We start from the raw sequence: 15,353 nt of genomic DNA on the forward strand, positions 1-15,353 counted from the left end.
CGGGTCTGTCAACGACCGGCGAAGCATGACCCGGAAAAGTGCGAAGCGGTTTCCGGATCGCGTGTCCTCTGCGGCCCAAGCCCGCTCGGCATACGTCGTCTCTTTCGTGATCGATGGATCATTCGGACAGGAGCGGCTCACGCAAGGGGCGGATTTTCTTCGAGACGCTCGATCAACAATTCAGTGAGGGCCCGTACCTTCCGTGAGGGATGTTGGCCCGGCGGGCGAACGACGTATGCACCTGCCGAAGGTGGTGGATGGCGTGTCATCACCGGAACCAGCGCTCCGGATGCCAAGTAGTCATGAATGACGCAATCGGGGAGCCAGGCGACGCCGAGCCCTGCCGCCGCGGCGACGGCGAGAGCTGTGCCGTTGTCGGCCTTGAAGCGCCCCCGCGGATGAACCGTGACGATTTCGTCGCCATCCATGAGTTGCCAGGTTTCGGTACCCTGCATCAGCGCTTCATGGGCGATGAGTTCGTCGAGCGTCTCGGGGGCACCGTGCGCCTCGATATAGTCCGGGCTCGCGACAAGCTTCCCGTAGATCGGTCCGACGCGTCTCGCGATCAGGTTGGAGTCTGGAAGATAACCAACCCGGATGGCGCAATCGAATCCTTCGGCAATAAGATCGACGAAGCGATCGCTGTAGGCGGTATAGATGTGAAGCTGCGGGTAGCGTCGCGCCATTTCCGCGAGTATGGGGGCGAAGTGGGTGGGTCCGAAAGAAAGCGGCACAGCAATTCGCAAGCGGCCACTTAGTTCTCCGCCAGGCAGGATTGTTTCCTTGGCTGCATCGATTTCTGCGCGGACTCTGGCTGCATGATCTCGAAATGTGTTGCCGGCTTCTGTGAGAGCAGCGCCACGGGTGGTTCTTGCAAGAAGTTGGACGCCTAGTTCCGCCTCAAGCCGGATCAGCCGCCGGCTGACGATCGACTTCGAAACGCCGAGCCGGCGCGCGGCGGCCGAGACGCCGCCAGCATCGGCAACTTCGACGAATGCAATCACGTCTTCGATGTCCAACTCAGCGTTCCCCATTTTGCGACACAGCTTGGCGGAATAGGGCGCTATCGTATCACAAAGGGGAATGACAAGTGTCCGGGCACGGCGCCGCAGGCGGCGCATGTCTCACCACAACAGAGGATGTATTCATGAGCTTTCGTAATGGGCTTGCTTCGCTTCTTCGCCCTGAAGACTCGGTGCTCGTTCTGATCGACCATCAGCCTTACCAGCTTGCGAACGTGAACAGCCACGAACCGCAGATGGTGATCAACAATACGGCGGGCTTGGCGAAGGCCGCCAAGGCCTTCAATGTCCCCACGATCCTGACGAGCGTGATAGCGGAACGCGGCGGGCTGCTCTTCCCCCAAATTACGGATGTGTTTCCCGGCCAGAAGGTGATCGACCGTACGTTTATCAACACCTGGCAGGACCGGAAGGTGGTGGATGCGGTCAAGGCGACCGGCCGCAAGCAGCTTGTCATCGCGGGCCTGTGGACCGAGGTGTGTGTCGCGATGCCGGCGATCCAGGCACTCGGCGAAGGCTGGGACGTGACGGTGGTCACCGATGCATCGGGCGCCGTGTCGGTCGAGGCGCACGAGGTCGCCATCCAGCGCATGATCGCGGCTGGCGCTAACATGATGACCTGGCTGGCGGTGGCGGCAGAATGGCAGCGCGACTGGGCCCGGACCGAACAGGCCGCCAAACTGACGGAGGTGGTCACGCAGCATGCCGGCGGCAGCGGCATCGCGTTTCTGTGGGAGCAACAGTTGCTCAACACGCCCGTGCCGAGCACTCGAGACTGATCTAACCGGGGATGACGAGAGCCACGAGCGATGCGCCGCGAGAGCTCACCGTTTGTCGAGCCTCGTCATTCCCCTCCCTATGAGAGTCGTCCACGCCTGGAAAGTGGGCGAGGCCCGATCCGTGGGCTCGATTGCGGCACCTTCGTCGCCTAGTCAGGACGCGCGTGCTGCGGCCCGGCGTGCGCGGCGCGCCGCGCGGCGGCGCTGGGTCCAGAGCCTGGCGCGGTCGAGATAGAGATAGACCACCGGCGTCGTGTAGAGCGTCAGGATCTGGCTCAGGATCAGCCCGCCGAAGATCGCGATGCCAAGCGGCTGACGCAGCTCGCTGCCTTCGCCGAGGCCGATCATCAGCGGCACCGCGCCGAACAAGGCGGCGAGGGTCGTCATCATGATCGGGCGGAACCGCATCAGGCAGGCTTCGTAGATCGCATCGCGCGACGACAGCCCGCGCTGGCGCTCGGCATCGAGCGCGAAGTCGATCATCATGATGGCGTTCTTCTTCACGATGCCGACCAGGAGGATCACCCCGATCATGCCGATGATGTCGAAATCGGTGTGCGACAGCATCAGGGCCGCCACCGCGCCGACGCCGGCCGAGGGCAGCGTCGAGAGGATGGTCAGCGGGTGGATGTAGCTCTCGTAGAGCATGCCGAGCGAGATGTAGATCGTCGCCAGCGCGGCGAGGATCAGGAACAGCTCGTTCGCCAGGGCCTGCTGGAAGATTTTCGCGGAGCCCGCAAAGCCGCCGGAAATGCCCGCGGGCATGCCGAGCGTGTGCATCGCGTTCTCGATCGTGGTGGTCGCCGTGCTCAGCGAGACGCCCGGCGGCAGGTTGAACGAGATGGTGCTGGAGACCAGGAGATCCTGGTGGTTGACCGAGAGCGGCGTCTCGCCGTGCTCGAAGCGGGCGACGCTCGACAGCGGGATCATGGTCTCCGCGCTGGTGGAGACCGCGGTTCCGGTCGATGCGACGCCCTTGCCGGTGGCGCCGATCGAATTGGTGGCCTGGTTGCGCACCACATTGGCGGCGACCGCGCTGACCGAGCTTTTTTGCGAGGACGAGGCCACCGTGCCGGCGACCGCGTTGGTGCTCTGCGTGCCGGTCGCCGAGCCGCCCGAGGTCGAGATATAGACCTCCTTCAGGGTCTGCGGGTCCTGCGAGAAGCGCGGCGCGACCTCCATGATCACATGATACTGGTTGCGCGCGACGAAGATGGTCGAGACCTGGCGCTGCCCGAACGCGTCATAGAGCGTGTTGTCGAGCTGGCTGACCGTGATGCCGAGCCGGGAGGCGGCGTCGCGATCGATGATCAGATTGGCCTGCAGCGCCTTGTTCTGCTGGTCGCTGTTGACGTCGGCGAGCGTCGGCTCCTTCTGCAATGCCGCGACGAGCTTTGGCGTCCACTCGTTCAGCTCCTCGAAGGTCGAGCCCTTCAGCGTGTACTGATACGCCGCGTTGCCCGAGCGCCCGCCGGCGCCGAGGTCGCCGATCGATTGCAGGAACAGGGTGGCGCCCGCGACGCTCGCTAACGGCTCGCGCAGCCGCTCGATGACCTTGTCGGCGCGCAGCCGGCGCTCGTCCATCGGCTTCAGCGAGGCGAACACGGTGCCGGTGTTGGTGCCGCCGGGACCCACGCCGCCGCCGCCGGTGAAGCCGACCGCGGTGTCGACCGCCGGATCCGACTTCACGATGTCGATGAACTGGGTCAGCTTCTGCTGCATCAGCTGGAACGAGGTGCTCTGGTCGGCCTGGATCGAGCCGATCAGCAATCCGGTGTCCTGCTGCGGCACGAAGCCCTTGGGCACCACCTTGTAGAGATGGAAGTTCAAATAGAGCGTCGAGCCGAGGATCAGCGTCACCAGGAGCGGATGGCGCAGTGCGAGGCCGAGCGTCGCGCGATAGCCGTTCAGCATCAGCTCGAAGATGCGTTCGCTGATCCGGTAAATCCGGCCGTGCGGCTGGCCCTCCTCCTTGCGCAGCAGCACCGCGCACATCATCGGCGTCGTGGTCAGCGAGACCACCAGCGAGATCACGATCGCGATCGTGATGGTCATGGCGAATTCGCGGAACAGGCGGCCGACCAGGCCGCCCATCAGCAGGATCGGCACGAACACCGCGATCAGCGACACGCTCATCGACAGCACCGTGAAGCCGACCTCGCGGGTGCCGACCAGCGTGGCCTCGAGCCGCGACAGCCCGGCATCCATGTGGCGGGTGATGTTCTCCAGCACCACGATGGCGTCGTCGACCACGAAGCCGGTCGCCACCGTCAGCGCCATCAGCGAGAAGATGTCGAGCGTGTAGCCAAGCAAATACATCACGGCGAAGGTCGCGATCAGCGACACGCCGACCGCCACCACCGGGACCAGCGTCGCCCGCGCATTGCGCAGGAAGGCGAACACCACCAGGATCACCAGGGCCACCGCGATCAACAGCGTGATCTCGACGTCGTGCAGCGAGGCCCGGATCGTCTTCGAGCGGTCCATTGCGAGGGTGATGTCGACCGCGGGCGAGACCGAGGCCTTCAGCTGCGGCATCAGCCCTTTGACGCTGTCGACCATCTTGATGATGTTGGCGCCCGGCTGCCGGTACACGATCATCACGACGGCCGGCTTGCCGTTCGAAACGCCGAGCGTGCGCACATTCTCGACGGAATCGATCACGTCGCCGACGTCGGTCAGGCGCACCGCCGCGCCGTTGCGGTAGGCGACGACCAGCGGCCTGTAGTCGGCCGCCTTGCGGGCCTGGTCGTTGGCGTAGATCTGGTAGCGCTGGTTGCCGACGTCGATGCCGCCCTTCGGGCTGTGCGCATTGGCGCTCGAGAGCGCGGCGCGGACGTCCTCGAGCCCGATGCCGTATTTGTAGAGCGCCGGCGGGATCAGTTCGACGCGCACCGCCGGCAGCGAGCCGCCGCCGACCGAGACTTCGCCGACGCCCTCGACCTGCGACAGCTTCTGCGCCAGCACGGTGGAGGCGGCGTCATAAAGCTCGGCCGGCGTCAGCGTGTCCGAGGTCAAGGTGTAGATCAGGATCGGCGCCGAGGCCGGGTTGAACTTGCGGTAGGTCGGGTTGGCGCGCAGGTTGGTCGGCAGGTCGGCGCGCGCCGCGTTGATCGCCGCCTGCACGTCGCGCGCGGCGCCGTTGATGTCGCGGTCGATGTCGAACTGCAGCGTGATGCGGGCGGAGCCCAGCGAGGACACCGAGGTCATTTCGGTGACGCTGGCGATCTGGCCGAGATGGCGCTCGAGCGGGCTTGCCACCGTGGAGGCGACGTCGGCAGGGCTCGCGCCGGGCAGCGTCGCCTGCACCATGATGGTCGGGATGTCGACGTCGGGCAGCGGCGACACCGGCAGCTTGAAGAACGCAATGATGCCCGCCACCACGAGGCCAAGCGACAGCAGCGTGGTGCCGACCGGCCGTCGGACAAAGGGGGCGGAGAGGTTCATCGAATTTGCGAGCGCTGTTTGCGGAAGAGCTTCTATCCGTCCGCGCCGGGATGCAAAAGCCTAAATGTCACAGGGCGGCGCCATACCGCCGCCGCGATGTGTCTGGCCGCAACACAGCGCCAGACGGCGGCCGTATTCCCGATCGTGTGGTTCTCGATCAATGCGCTCGAATCCGGTGCGGTGCGCGTCACGGTGCGTGGGAACGCGGGTGGAACTGAGCTAGGTTTCGGCCCTGATGATCGCAAGGGGGCGAGGTTGCAATGGCACGACTGATCGCACTGGCCGGGCTGCCCGGCGCCGGCAAATCCGGCATTGCGCGGCAGCTGGCGCCGCGCATCGGCGCGATGTGGCTGCGGATCGATTCGATGGACCAGGCGATCTGGGCATCGCCCTCCGCGCCGCGCGATCTCGCCGACTGGACCTACCGCGCGGCGCAGGCCGTCGCCACCGACAATCTCGCGCTCGGCTTCGACGTCCTCGCGGACTGCGTCAACGATTGCCAGGCGTCGCGCGAAGGATGGGAGATGGCGGCGCAACGGGCCGGCGCCGACATGAAATGGCTGGAGATCGTGTGCAGCGATCCGGCCGAGCACCGTCGGCGGGTCGAGACGAGAACGAGCGACATCGCGGGGCTCGCTCTGCCGGATTGGGATGCCGTCGCGCGCCGCGCTTACGATGCCTGGGATCGCGATCGGCTCATCGTCGACACGGCGCATCGCAGCCTTGAGGCCTGCGTCGACAAGGCGTTTGCTCTGCTGGGCAGATAGGCGCGTCCGGCCGCGGGCGCCGCATGCGGGCTATTTCGCCGCATTCTGGCTCGCGCCGCCGAAGTAGAAATCCTCGCTTCCCGGCACCGAACCATAGCTGAAGGGCTGCTGCCGGCGATCCGTCGCCGCCATGACGTCGTCGCGCACCAAGTCGAACAGCTTGCGGATCTCGATCCGCGGCGTCTGCATGCGCTTGATCAGGGCGGTCACGAACGGGCTGTGACCGCCGTCGCCGTCGAGCGCGACCTGGCCGTGCTTGGCGGCGTAGACGACCAGCGTGCCGCTGTCGGGCTCGACCTGCGCCAGTCCCCTGCCGATGGAGCGCGACGCGACGGTGCGCTTGATCTGGTTGGCGAAGGGATTGTCGCGACAGGCATCGAGGATGACGAGATGCAGCTTGCGCGCACCTTCGGTCGCGCCCAGCACCTGGGTCAGGGTAACCGCCTCGAACGGCACATCGCGGTCGGTGGCGAGTTTCGCGTCGACCGGCACCAGATAGTTCTCGCCCGCCATCTCCATGCCGTGCCCGGCATAGTAGATCACCGCCCAGTCCGCGCCGTCGGCCGCGTTGGCGAACGACTTCAGCGCCTCGACCAGGCTGTCCCGCGTGGCGTCGTTCACGAGGCGGACATCCTGAAAGCCGACGGCGCGCAGCGTATCGGCAATCGCCGCCGCGTCCTGGCCGGGGTTCGGCAGCACCGGCACGGAGCGATATCTGGAATTGCCCACGACCAGCGCGACGCGCCGCTCCGGAATTGCTGCCTTCTGACCCACGCCGATCGGCGCGATCGGCACAGCCGCGGCGACCGCGGGGGGTGGCTTGGCCGCACCGTGATCCACGATCACGCTCTTGTCCGTGGTGGCGACCTTGTCCAGCCGTTGCAGGCCGTCCCTGGCGACGCGCTGGCCCTGCGTCCGGTCGAGCTGATCGAGGCCGATGACGTCGAGCGCATGGCGGAAGTCGGCGCGCGCACCTTCGATATCGCCCTTCTTCTCGTCGGCGAGGCCTCGGCGTGCGTAATTCAGCGCGCCCTGTGCATTGAGTTGCGTGGCGCGATCGTAATCGCGCACGGCCTGATCGAGCTCGCCTTTGCTGGCCAGCGTCAGGCCGCGCAGCGAATAGAACTCGGATTGCCCGTCCTGGATGGCGATCGCGCGTTCGATATCCCGCGACGCATTGTCGATGTCGCCGGCGCTGATCTCGACCACCGCCCGGCAATAATAGGGGCCGCCTGCGCGCGGTGCGACCTTGATCGCATCCTGGCAATGCAGCGCCGCGAGCCGGTCCTTGCCGCGGAAATCGTAGACCAATGCGCGATTGACATAGGCGTACCACGAGCTCGGATCGAGCTCGATCGATCTGCCGTAGTCGGCGAGCGCGCGATCGTAGTCCCCGGTGGCGACGAACAGCTCGGCGCGATTGTTGAACCAGCCGGCGCTGAACGGGCCGGCAGGCTTCAGCCGGATCGCCTGATCGAAGTCGCTCAGCGCGCGGTCATAGTCCTGGTTCTGCAGGAAGACCTTGGCCCGCTGGCCATAGGATGGCGCGAACGACGGATTGATCGCGATCGACTGATCGTAGTCCGCCTTGGCGTTCTCCAGATCGCCCTTGTTATGCCAGGCGAGCGCGCGGTTGTAGTAGGTGATCGAAAGGTCGCGTCCCCCGGGATTGGCCGCGATCAGGCGGGTGCAGGCGGGGATCGCGAGCTCGGGGTGCGGATCCCTGGCGTCGCACGCCGCGCCATCCTCTCTGAGACCTGCATAAGATGGGGAATTCAGCAGCAACAGCAGGCCGATTGCGGCGAGCTTGGGCAATGAGAGGCGCATTCCGGTCATTCCATTCCAACGACCGGAAATTGAGACCACAATGTTGTTCGCGCCGTGGCGAAAAATGCGCGAGCGAGGTTCCGCGCCTCAGCCCGGATCGAGCCTGTCAGCCGCGCGCGCATCCCGATGCAGCGTGCCCGCGTCATGCAGCATCGCCGCCAGCTGGTGCAGCTGCGTGTCGCGAAAGCCCTGCCTCTCGATCGAGGCCACCGTCGAGAGCACGTAGTCGCGGTTGTTGCCGGAGCGGCCATGGCCCTGCAGCACCAGACGCTGCTGCTCGGCGAGCGACAGCCGCCCGGCATATTGCACATGGCCGCGATCGACCACATAGGCCAGCGCAGAGACGCGCTCGCGCGCCGCATTCTCCAGCCACACCGAGCGCATCACCTCGCGATAGACGTTGGTGGTCTGCTCGCGTCCGCGCAAATAGGCGATGGTGTCGTGGCGCAGGCGGGCGGCGACGCGGAATGCGATGCCGCGGCAGGCGCCGCCGCGGTCGAGCCCGAGCACCAGGCCCGGCTTCTCCGGCGTGCCGCGGTGGTCGAACGAATAGACGCAGAGCGCGCGATGCTCGCCGATCAGCCGCGCCGGCACCTGTTCCAGGAACTCGAAGCCCGGCTTCCACATCAGCGAGCCATAGCCGAACACCCAGAGGTCGCCGTCGGTTTCGGATTGGGGAGGATTTGCTGACATCGCGCTGATGGGCTAGCAGAACGGGCCGTCGAAGCGAAGCAGATTCCGTGATGTTTCCAAGGCTTGCTGAAGGCTTGCTGAAGGCTCGCTCAAAGGTTGCTCGGGGCTTGTTCAAGGCTCGCGGCCGCTTAGATTTTGACAAATTCGCCCGCCAAAGGACCTGCATGTCGGATCAGACCTCCGCCCCCCGCCGCCGCTCGCGCTTCGGCCTTTATGCCGTCCCCGTCGCGGTCCTGATCGCCGCGGTGCTGTGGAGTGCCTTCTGGTTCTTCGCCGCCTCGCAGGTCGGCGTGCAGGCCGATGCCTGGCGTGCACAGGAGGCGAAGGCCGGCCGGGTCTATGATTGCGGCGACCGTTCGGTGGCGGGCTACCCGTTCCGGTTCGAGGTCCGCTGCACCGATCCGAGCGTGATGCTGGTCTCGCAGACCGCCTCGCCGCAGATGGCGTTCGTGGCGCGGCTCGCCGAGATCCTGGTCGTGGCGCAGGTCTACGATCCCAAGCTCGTGATCGCCGAATTCAAGGGCCCGGCCACGATCGCCGAGCGCGGCGCACAGCCGACGCTGTCGGTGGGCTGGAGCAAGGGACGCAGCAGCGTCGTCGGCCTGCCGGCGGTGCCGCAGCGCGCCTCGCTGGTGTTCGACGATCTCGCCATCGACCGCACCGGCGGCGCGGCGCCGGCGCCGCTGGCGCGGGTCAATCACATCGAGTTGCACGGCAGGCAGGTCGACGGCTCGGCGCCGGACAGTCCCGCGATCGAGACCGTGCTGCAGATTGCCGGCGGCACCTTGCAGGACGTGCATCCGCTGCTGGCCCAGCCGTTCAACGCCGACATCCATGCGCGGCTCAACGGCCTGAAGGATTTCTCGCCAAAACCCTGGCCCGATCGCTTCCGCGAGATCCAGGCCGCCGGCGGCAGCGTCGAGATCCAGCAGTCGCGGATCGAGCAGGGCGATGTGCTGTCGGTCGCGGCCGGCACGCTCCGCCTCAACGCGCAGGGTCGCATCGAGGGCGAATTGCAGATGACGGTCGCCGGCCTCGAGCGCGTCATCCCCGCGCTCGGCATCGACAAGATGCTGGAGGAAGGCGTGCCGCAGTCGACGCTCGATCGCGTCGCGCCCGGCGTGAAGAGCCAGGACCTCAGCAATCTCTTTGGCGCGCTGGATCGCGCCATCCCGGGCCTCGGCAAGGTGATCAAGCAGAACGCCAATGCCGGCATTTCCGCTGGCATCAATTCGCTCGGCACCGAGGCCACCCTCGAAGGCAAGAAGGCGCGCAGCTTCCCGCTGCGCTTCGCCGACGGCGCGGTGTTCCTGGGGCCGCTGAAGGTCGCGCAGATTCCGCCGCTGTTCTGAGCGGATGGACGCTGCGGAAACATCCGTCATTGCGAGGAGCGATAGCGACGAAGCAATCCATGGCTCCGCATATGCCGCGCGATGGATTGCTTCGCTTCGCTCGCAATGACAGAGCTTACCGGTAAGGCCGCTCACTATCTCCTCTCGCGCGCGCTATCGTCGATCACCGCGATCTATTCCCGCCGCCGCGATGAGAAAAACGTGACCGGAATAATGCGCCCCGGCGCGAATATCACTCCCCGAGTACCGCTCTCTCTCGCCTGAGGAAACAACCTCGTGTGGAGGAAGCGATGCGAATTCTCGGGGGAATTCTGCTCGGCAGCGTGCTGCTGTCAGCGGGTCCGGTATTGGCGGAGGACGATGCGTCCGAGCTGCGTGCGTTGAAGGCACGGCTCAAGCAGCTCGAGCAGAAAATGGAGACGCAGGCGCGCAAGGAGGAGGCGCTGGCCGCAAGACAGAGCGCAATTCAGAACGCGCAGATGACGGCGAAGGCGCCGGTGCCGTTCGATCCCTGCGCATCGGGCAAGCTCTGCTACAAGGGCGTCACCTTCACCTTCGGCGGCTGGGTCGATCTCACCGGCATCTATCGCAGCCGCAACCTCGCCTCCGACTCGGGCTCGGTCTACAACTTCATCCCGTTCCCGCAGAGCAAGAACTACAACACCGGCGAGTCGCGCTTCACCGCGCGCCAGACCCGCTTCTCGGTGCTCGCCGAAGCCAACGCCACGGAGAACATCCACGTCGCCGGCTATGGCGAGCTCGATTTCGAGGGCGCGGCGCAGACCGCCAATTCGGTCGCGACCAACTCGTTCAATCCGCGGCTGCGGCAGGCCAGCATCGAGATCGACCGCAGCGATCTCGGCCTGCATGTCCTCGCCGGCCAATCATGGTCGCTGAACACGCCGAGCAAGGCGGGCATCGATCCGCGAGGCGCCGATACGCCGGGCGTGATCGATTTCGAACTGGTGCCGGGCTTCCTCGGCGCGCGTCAACCGGGCGTCCGAGTCTGGCAGGATATCGGGCCCGAGTTCAAGCTCGCGGTCTCGGCGGAGAACCCGCAGACATCCTTTTTCGGCGGCAACAACCCGCTGGTCGGCACGCCGGCGGTCGGCCCGCAGGGCGTGCTCAATCCGAACCTGCTGGTCAATCTCACCGGCCCGGGCGGCAGCTTCTTCAACAGCCTGAATAATGTCAGCCTCAACCACGTGCCGGATTTCACCGTGAAGGGCGCGTGGGATCCGCGGCTCGGGCCCTACAAGCTGCATGTCGAGGCGTGGGCGCTCTACCGCGACTTCTATGATCGCTTCAACTTCGCCAATCACGACGTCAACACGGTGAGCTTCGGCGGCCATCTCTCGGCCGAGATCGTGCCGAAGCTGCTCGAGGTGCAGGCCTCCGCCTCTTACGGTGCGCTCGGCCGCTTCACCGCAACGCCATTCCCGGATGCGACCGTGCGCCAGGACGGCTCGATCCAGCCGCTGCCGATCACGGCCTTCCTGGTCGGCTCGGTCTGGCACACGACGCCGTCGCTCGATCTCTACGCCTATGCCGGGCTCGAAAAGACCAAGGCGACCTTCTCCAATGTCGGCACGGTGCCGTTCGGCTACGGCAATCCGCTCTACAACAACCTCGGCTGCAACATCGAGAACTCGCCGGCCGCGACCTGCAACGGCAACACTTCGGAGGTGAGGCAGTACACCGCGGGCTTCTACGACACGATCTTCAAGGGCTCCTACGGCACCATCAAGGCCGGCGCGCAATATTCCTACACCCAGCGCTTCGCCTTCCAGGGTGTCGGCGGCGCGCCGAAGACCGACGACCACATCGTCATGACCCAGATCCGCTACTACCCGTTCTAGGGCTTCGTGTCGCAAGACCCTCATGGTGAGGAGCGCGAAGCGCGTCTCGAACCATGAGGCCCGGTCCATGGCCTGCATCCTTCGAGACGCCCGCAAGCGCGGGCTCCTCAGGATGAGGGGAAGTCGGTAGTGACCAGGACGGCTTCGCGCGCGGTGGACATTGATTCCGATGCGGCCAGAACCGATGCCGCTTCTGGAAAGGGAGGCTACAGATGAGGATCATGACCAGACCGAAGCAGAGGGCCGTGATCGCGCGCGAATTGATGATGGTCAGCCGCGCCGCGCATGTGCTGCAGCGGACCGGCCTGGCGATGGCCGGTGCCATGGCCGGCACGTTCGTCGCCGCCCAGCTCGCCAAGGGCCATGTCGCTGTCTTCGGCACGCTGATCTTCATCGCAACGACGATCGTGATCGGCGCCGCCGGTTTCTATCTCGGCATCGATATTCCCAAGCCCGCGATGCGCGGCACGGGGCGCATTGATGCCGTCGAGCTTATGAGCGCGGGCGGCATCTTCCTTGCCGCGCTGGCTGCGCTGGTGTCTGTCTACGGCATCGTGTTCGACGAAATTCCGCCGCGCGCCTGGGAGTTCGTGATCGGCTCCTGGTGGTTCGGTGGCGGCATCATGCTGGCGACCGCCGGCCTCGTCGGCCGTCAGCGGCCGGCGCAGAAGGCCGCCGCGATATCGGCGGGGCCGATCCGGGATCAACGGTTGCGGCGGTGAGCACGGTCGCGACGAGTGAATTCGAACGATCGCGCTCTCACTCCGTCACCCTGAGGTGGCCGCCTCTTCGGCGGCCCTCGAAGGGCGGCGGCCCGGCTGCGGCCGTGCATCCTTCGAGGCTCGCGTAGCGGCGCAGTTGCGCCGCTGTGCTCGCACCTCAGGATGACGGGGCTGACACCATTGCGCGCCTTGTCTCGACCAGTGCGTCGCAGCCTTCCGCTGCCACATTTCCCTGCTGCGCCAATCTGTCCCGTAGCTGCGACCGGCCGATGCGATACCCTCACCAAAAAATCGGGGAGGGACTTTAATGCCAGCGAAATTCACCCGCCGTCACGTCATCGCAGCCGGATCAGCGGCCGCCGCGATGCCCTTCCTGTCATGCGGAGCTTCGGCGCAAGCCGCCTGGCCCTCGCGGCAAATCCGCATGATCTGCAGCTACCCCGCCGGCGGGCAGACTGATCTCCTGGCGCGGGCCTTCGGCGAATTCATCGCAAGGCAAGTCGGGCAAACCGTCGTCATCGAGAACAAGGCGGGCGCCTCGGGCTCGATCGGCGCCGCCGAGGTGGCGCGCGCCGCGCCTGACGGTCACACCATCCTGTGTTCGATCTCGACCACTTACGTGATGAACCGCGCGATGATGAAGAACCCCGGCTACGACATGGACAAGGATCTGACGCTGGTCAGCCTGATCCCGGGCGCAGGGCTGCTGCTGGTCGCGAGCCCGAAATTGGGCGTCAAGACACTGGCGGAATTCGTCGCCTATGCGCGCAGCAGCGGCAAGGTGAATTTCGGCACCTACAGCGCGGGCTCCGCGCCGCACATGACGATCAACGAGCTCAACAAGCAGTATGACCTCACCATCGAGCCGATCCATTATCGCGGCGAGGCGCCGATGTGGACCGGGCTTGCGGAAGGCACGCTCGATGTCGCGATGGGCAGCTACACCGCCGCGCAAACCGTGCTGCAGAGCAACCGGGGCGTCGTCTTCGGAGTTCACTCGAAGAAGGTCGACGCGATCCCCGAGATCAGGACGCTGCCCGAGCAGGGCGCGACGTCGAAGTTCTTCACCGTGAGCGGCTTCTCGGGCTGGGCGCTGCCGAAGGCGACGCCGCAGCCGATCGTCGATCGGCTGTCGGAGATTTGCGTCGCCGCCAATAGCGATCCGAAGGTGAAGGAGGTGCTCGCGACCTTCGTGCTGGAGCCCGCGATCGGCTTCAAGGACAGCAATGCGCTGTATCAGCGCGAATTGCCGGTCTGGATGGAGGCCGCGCAGTCACTCGGCCTGCCGCCGGCTTAAAGCGATCAGGAACTGAAGGATGGCTGCATCGGCGGTCACCATTCGTCGTAGAACCACTCCCTTGGGATTCGAGGTCGCGCCCTTGCGTATGGCGGGATAGACGTCCGCTCGGGCTTGCGCACGGCCGGAGCCGGCTGTGTCGGAGGCGGTGAGGCCTTCGGCTCGGAAACCTTCGCGAGTGCCCGTTTCATTTCTTCCTGGCTCGCCTTGAGTTCCTCAATGGCTTTGGAGTTCTCGCGGGCCATCTGTTGCTGGTTCGCCTTTAGTTGCTCGATATTTCGCTCAACATTCGCGAGGTCGCGTGCGATCGTTTGCAGCAGCTGCGTCTGGTCGGGAAGGGCTGTGTTGGCTGTCGGCGCGGCGTCCTGCGGTGGTGCGGGCTGAGGCAACGGCGTCGCTTGGGGCGGAGCGGTGTCTGCCGCGGCGACCTGAACGGCCGGTGGAGCGGGCTGCGCCGGAAGCTGCGGATCATCCGGCGGCAAAGCTGGTGTTGAAACGAGCTGCGGCGCCCAACGGGCGACAAGCAGCTTGGCTTCCCCACCATATGACGACTGCAAAGCCAGGGCAGCGACAACGATACATGCTGCCACCGACAAGGCGGTGAGGGCTCGGAATATCGGTCTTCCGGGTCGCGATTGCGAGGCAGGTCCGGAAGAAGAGGGGCTCGGCCCGGAAGAAGCAGGGCTAGGTCCGACCGAGGGCGGGTTTGGCTGCACCGAAGGGCGGGACGCGGCATCGCGCTCCATTCTTGCGAGCTGTTCACTCAAGCGCGTGAGTTCTTCATCGGCGCGCGCAATCTGCTTTTGGGCTTCCGCGAGTCTTTCGTCGGCGCGCGCGCTCAGGCTATCGTTCGATCCAGCTGGATTCGGAGTGGGTGTGGAGTTCATTGACGTATCCCTTTCCGTCCAATGTCACCCAAGAGTACCGACTCGGCTATCCGTCAGGGGCGATCAGCCTCCAGCACTCGCTTCAGTCTTGTCCAAAGAATGGCCGGATGATAGCGCGCCTGAGGTCTCGTGATAATGGGGCGAGGTACCGGCAAGCCGACATCGGGGCAGGCTTGCGAGTTGTCCTTGGGGCAATGCAAAAGGTCCTGGCCAGCGTAGTCTCAGGCGTCCCGCTCCACCAACTCGAAGGTGATGCCCTCCGGGCCCTCGAACAGCCGGAGCTTCCGGCTGATGTAATCCATCTCGTCGCTCAGCATGGTGACACCGTTGGCCACCAGGTGCGCGGTGGCCGCCTCGATGTCGTCGACGCGGAAGGCGAGGTGATTGAAGCCCAGCTTTCGCAGATTGGTCGGGTGCACCCCCGGATCGGTCCCTGGGGGCGGGTCGAACTGGAGCAGCTGGATCTCGAAATCCGCTCCTTGGAGTGCGAGGGTGATGTGCTGCGCTCTCATGGCCGGCATGCCCATATACCGGGCGGGAACGCCGCCGTCGATGGTCGCGACGTGAGTCTTCCTGAAGCCAAGCAGTGCGAAGAACGCGATCGCCGGGCCAGCATCTGCCACTGCGATCGTCACATGATCCGGACTGAGTATCATCTGATCGCTCCCTGTCATCAGTGACGCGCCGGCTTTCCTGCTGGA

The 15,353-nt window shown here is 65.5% G+C and carries 13 protein-coding genes; 7 read left to right on the plus strand and 6 right to left on the minus strand.

The features are described from left to right. Positions 1-137 precede the first annotated feature (137 nt). The gene (locus PMN64_RS02340) at positions 138-1,019 is read right to left on the minus strand and encodes a LysR family transcriptional regulator (protein ID WP_028340391.1); all 882 of its coding nucleotides are present in this window, start codon (positions 1,017-1,019) and stop codon (positions 138-140) included. 128 nt (positions 1,020-1,147) lie between these two features. Here PMN64_RS02340 and PMN64_RS02345 point away from each other — a divergent pair, with 128 nt between their 5' ends. Then, a complete protein-coding gene (locus PMN64_RS02345) occupies positions 1,148-1,801 on the plus strand; it encodes a hydrolase (protein WP_411779572.1) in 654 nt (217 codons plus the stop codon). Between the two features lie 153 nt (positions 1,802-1,954). Here the strand turns inward: PMN64_RS02345 and PMN64_RS02350 are convergent, their stop codons facing one another. Next, positions 1,955-5,248, minus strand: a complete 3,294-nt coding sequence (locus PMN64_RS02350; protein WP_411779574.1) for an efflux RND transporter permease subunit — start codon at positions 5,246-5,248, stop codon at positions 1,955-1,957. Positions 5,249-5,266: 18 nt separating this feature from the next. Between PMN64_RS02350 and PMN64_RS02355 the strand changes: the two genes are divergently transcribed. Both PMN64_RS02355 and PMN64_RS02360 read left to right on the plus strand, forming a co-directional pair. Then, positions 5,267-5,521 (plus strand): hypothetical protein, encoded by a 255-nt coding sequence (locus tag PMN64_RS02355; protein WP_411779576.1) that lies wholly within the window; start codon positions 5,267-5,269, stop codon positions 5,519-5,521. Beyond that, the gene (locus PMN64_RS02360; protein WP_411779578.1) at positions 5,509-6,015 is read left to right on the plus strand and encodes an AAA family ATPase; all 507 of its coding nucleotides are present in this window, start codon (positions 5,509-5,511) and stop codon (positions 6,013-6,015) included. The genes PMN64_RS02355 and PMN64_RS02360 overlap by 13 nt, the downstream gene beginning before the upstream one ends. Before the next feature lie 30 nt (positions 6,016-6,045). Here PMN64_RS02360 and PMN64_RS02365 read toward each other — a convergent pair whose 3' ends face one another. Both PMN64_RS02365 and PMN64_RS02370 read right to left on the minus strand, forming a co-directional pair. Beyond that, on the minus strand, positions 6,046-7,842 hold the full coding sequence (locus PMN64_RS02365; protein WP_411779580.1) for a caspase family protein: 1,797 nt from the start codon (positions 7,840-7,842) through the stop codon (positions 6,046-6,048). Between the two features lie 87 nt (positions 7,843-7,929). Beyond that, on the minus strand, positions 7,930-8,535 hold the full coding sequence (locus tag PMN64_RS02370; protein WP_411779581.1) for a gamma-glutamylcyclotransferase: 606 nt from the start codon (positions 8,533-8,535) through the stop codon (positions 7,930-7,932). Between the two features lie 164 nt (positions 8,536-8,699). On the opposite strand from PMN64_RS02370, the gene PMN64_RS02375 reads away from it, so the two are divergent. The 4 genes from PMN64_RS02375 to PMN64_RS02390 all read left to right on the plus strand — a co-directional run bounded on the left by PMN64_RS02375 (position 8,700) and on the right by PMN64_RS02390 (position 13,765). After that, the gene (locus PMN64_RS02375) at positions 8,700-9,887 is read left to right on the plus strand and encodes a DUF2125 domain-containing protein (RefSeq protein ID WP_411779582.1); all 1,188 of its coding nucleotides are present in this window, start codon (positions 8,700-8,702) and stop codon (positions 9,885-9,887) included. A gap of 290 nt (positions 9,888-10,177) precedes the next feature. Then, positions 10,178-11,746: a hypothetical protein gene (locus PMN64_RS02380; protein WP_411779583.1), complete on the plus strand. Its 1,569-nt coding sequence runs from the start codon at positions 10,178-10,180 to the stop codon at positions 11,744-11,746. A gap of 221 nt (positions 11,747-11,967) precedes the next feature. Then, on the plus strand, positions 11,968-12,468 hold the full coding sequence (locus PMN64_RS02385; protein WP_411779584.1) for a hypothetical protein: 501 nt from the start codon (positions 11,968-11,970) through the stop codon (positions 12,466-12,468). A gap of 307 nt (positions 12,469-12,775) precedes the next feature. Further along, a complete protein-coding gene (locus tag PMN64_RS02390) occupies positions 12,776-13,765 on the plus strand; it encodes a Bug family tripartite tricarboxylate transporter substrate binding protein (RefSeq protein WP_411779585.1) in 990 nt (329 codons plus the stop codon). A gap of 35 nt (positions 13,766-13,800) precedes the next feature. Here PMN64_RS02390 and PMN64_RS02395 read toward each other — a convergent pair whose 3' ends face one another. Together PMN64_RS02395 and PMN64_RS02400 are read right to left on the minus strand one after the other, a co-directional pair. Continuing rightward, entirely contained in the window at positions 13,801-14,652 is an 852-nt protein-coding gene (locus tag PMN64_RS02395) for a hypothetical protein (RefSeq protein WP_411779586.1), read from the minus strand. Positions 14,653-14,873: 221 nt separating this feature from the next. Further along, positions 14,874-15,308, minus strand: coding sequence for a VOC family protein (locus PMN64_RS02400; RefSeq protein WP_411779587.1), 435 nt, complete (start codon positions 15,306-15,308; stop codon positions 14,874-14,876). Positions 15,309-15,353: the final 45 nt, after the last annotated feature.

Source organism: Bradyrhizobium sp. UFLA01-814, from assembly GCF_046718885.1.
GTDB classification, from domain to species: domain Bacteria; phylum Pseudomonadota; class Alphaproteobacteria; order Rhizobiales; family Xanthobacteraceae; genus Bradyrhizobium; species Bradyrhizobium elkanii.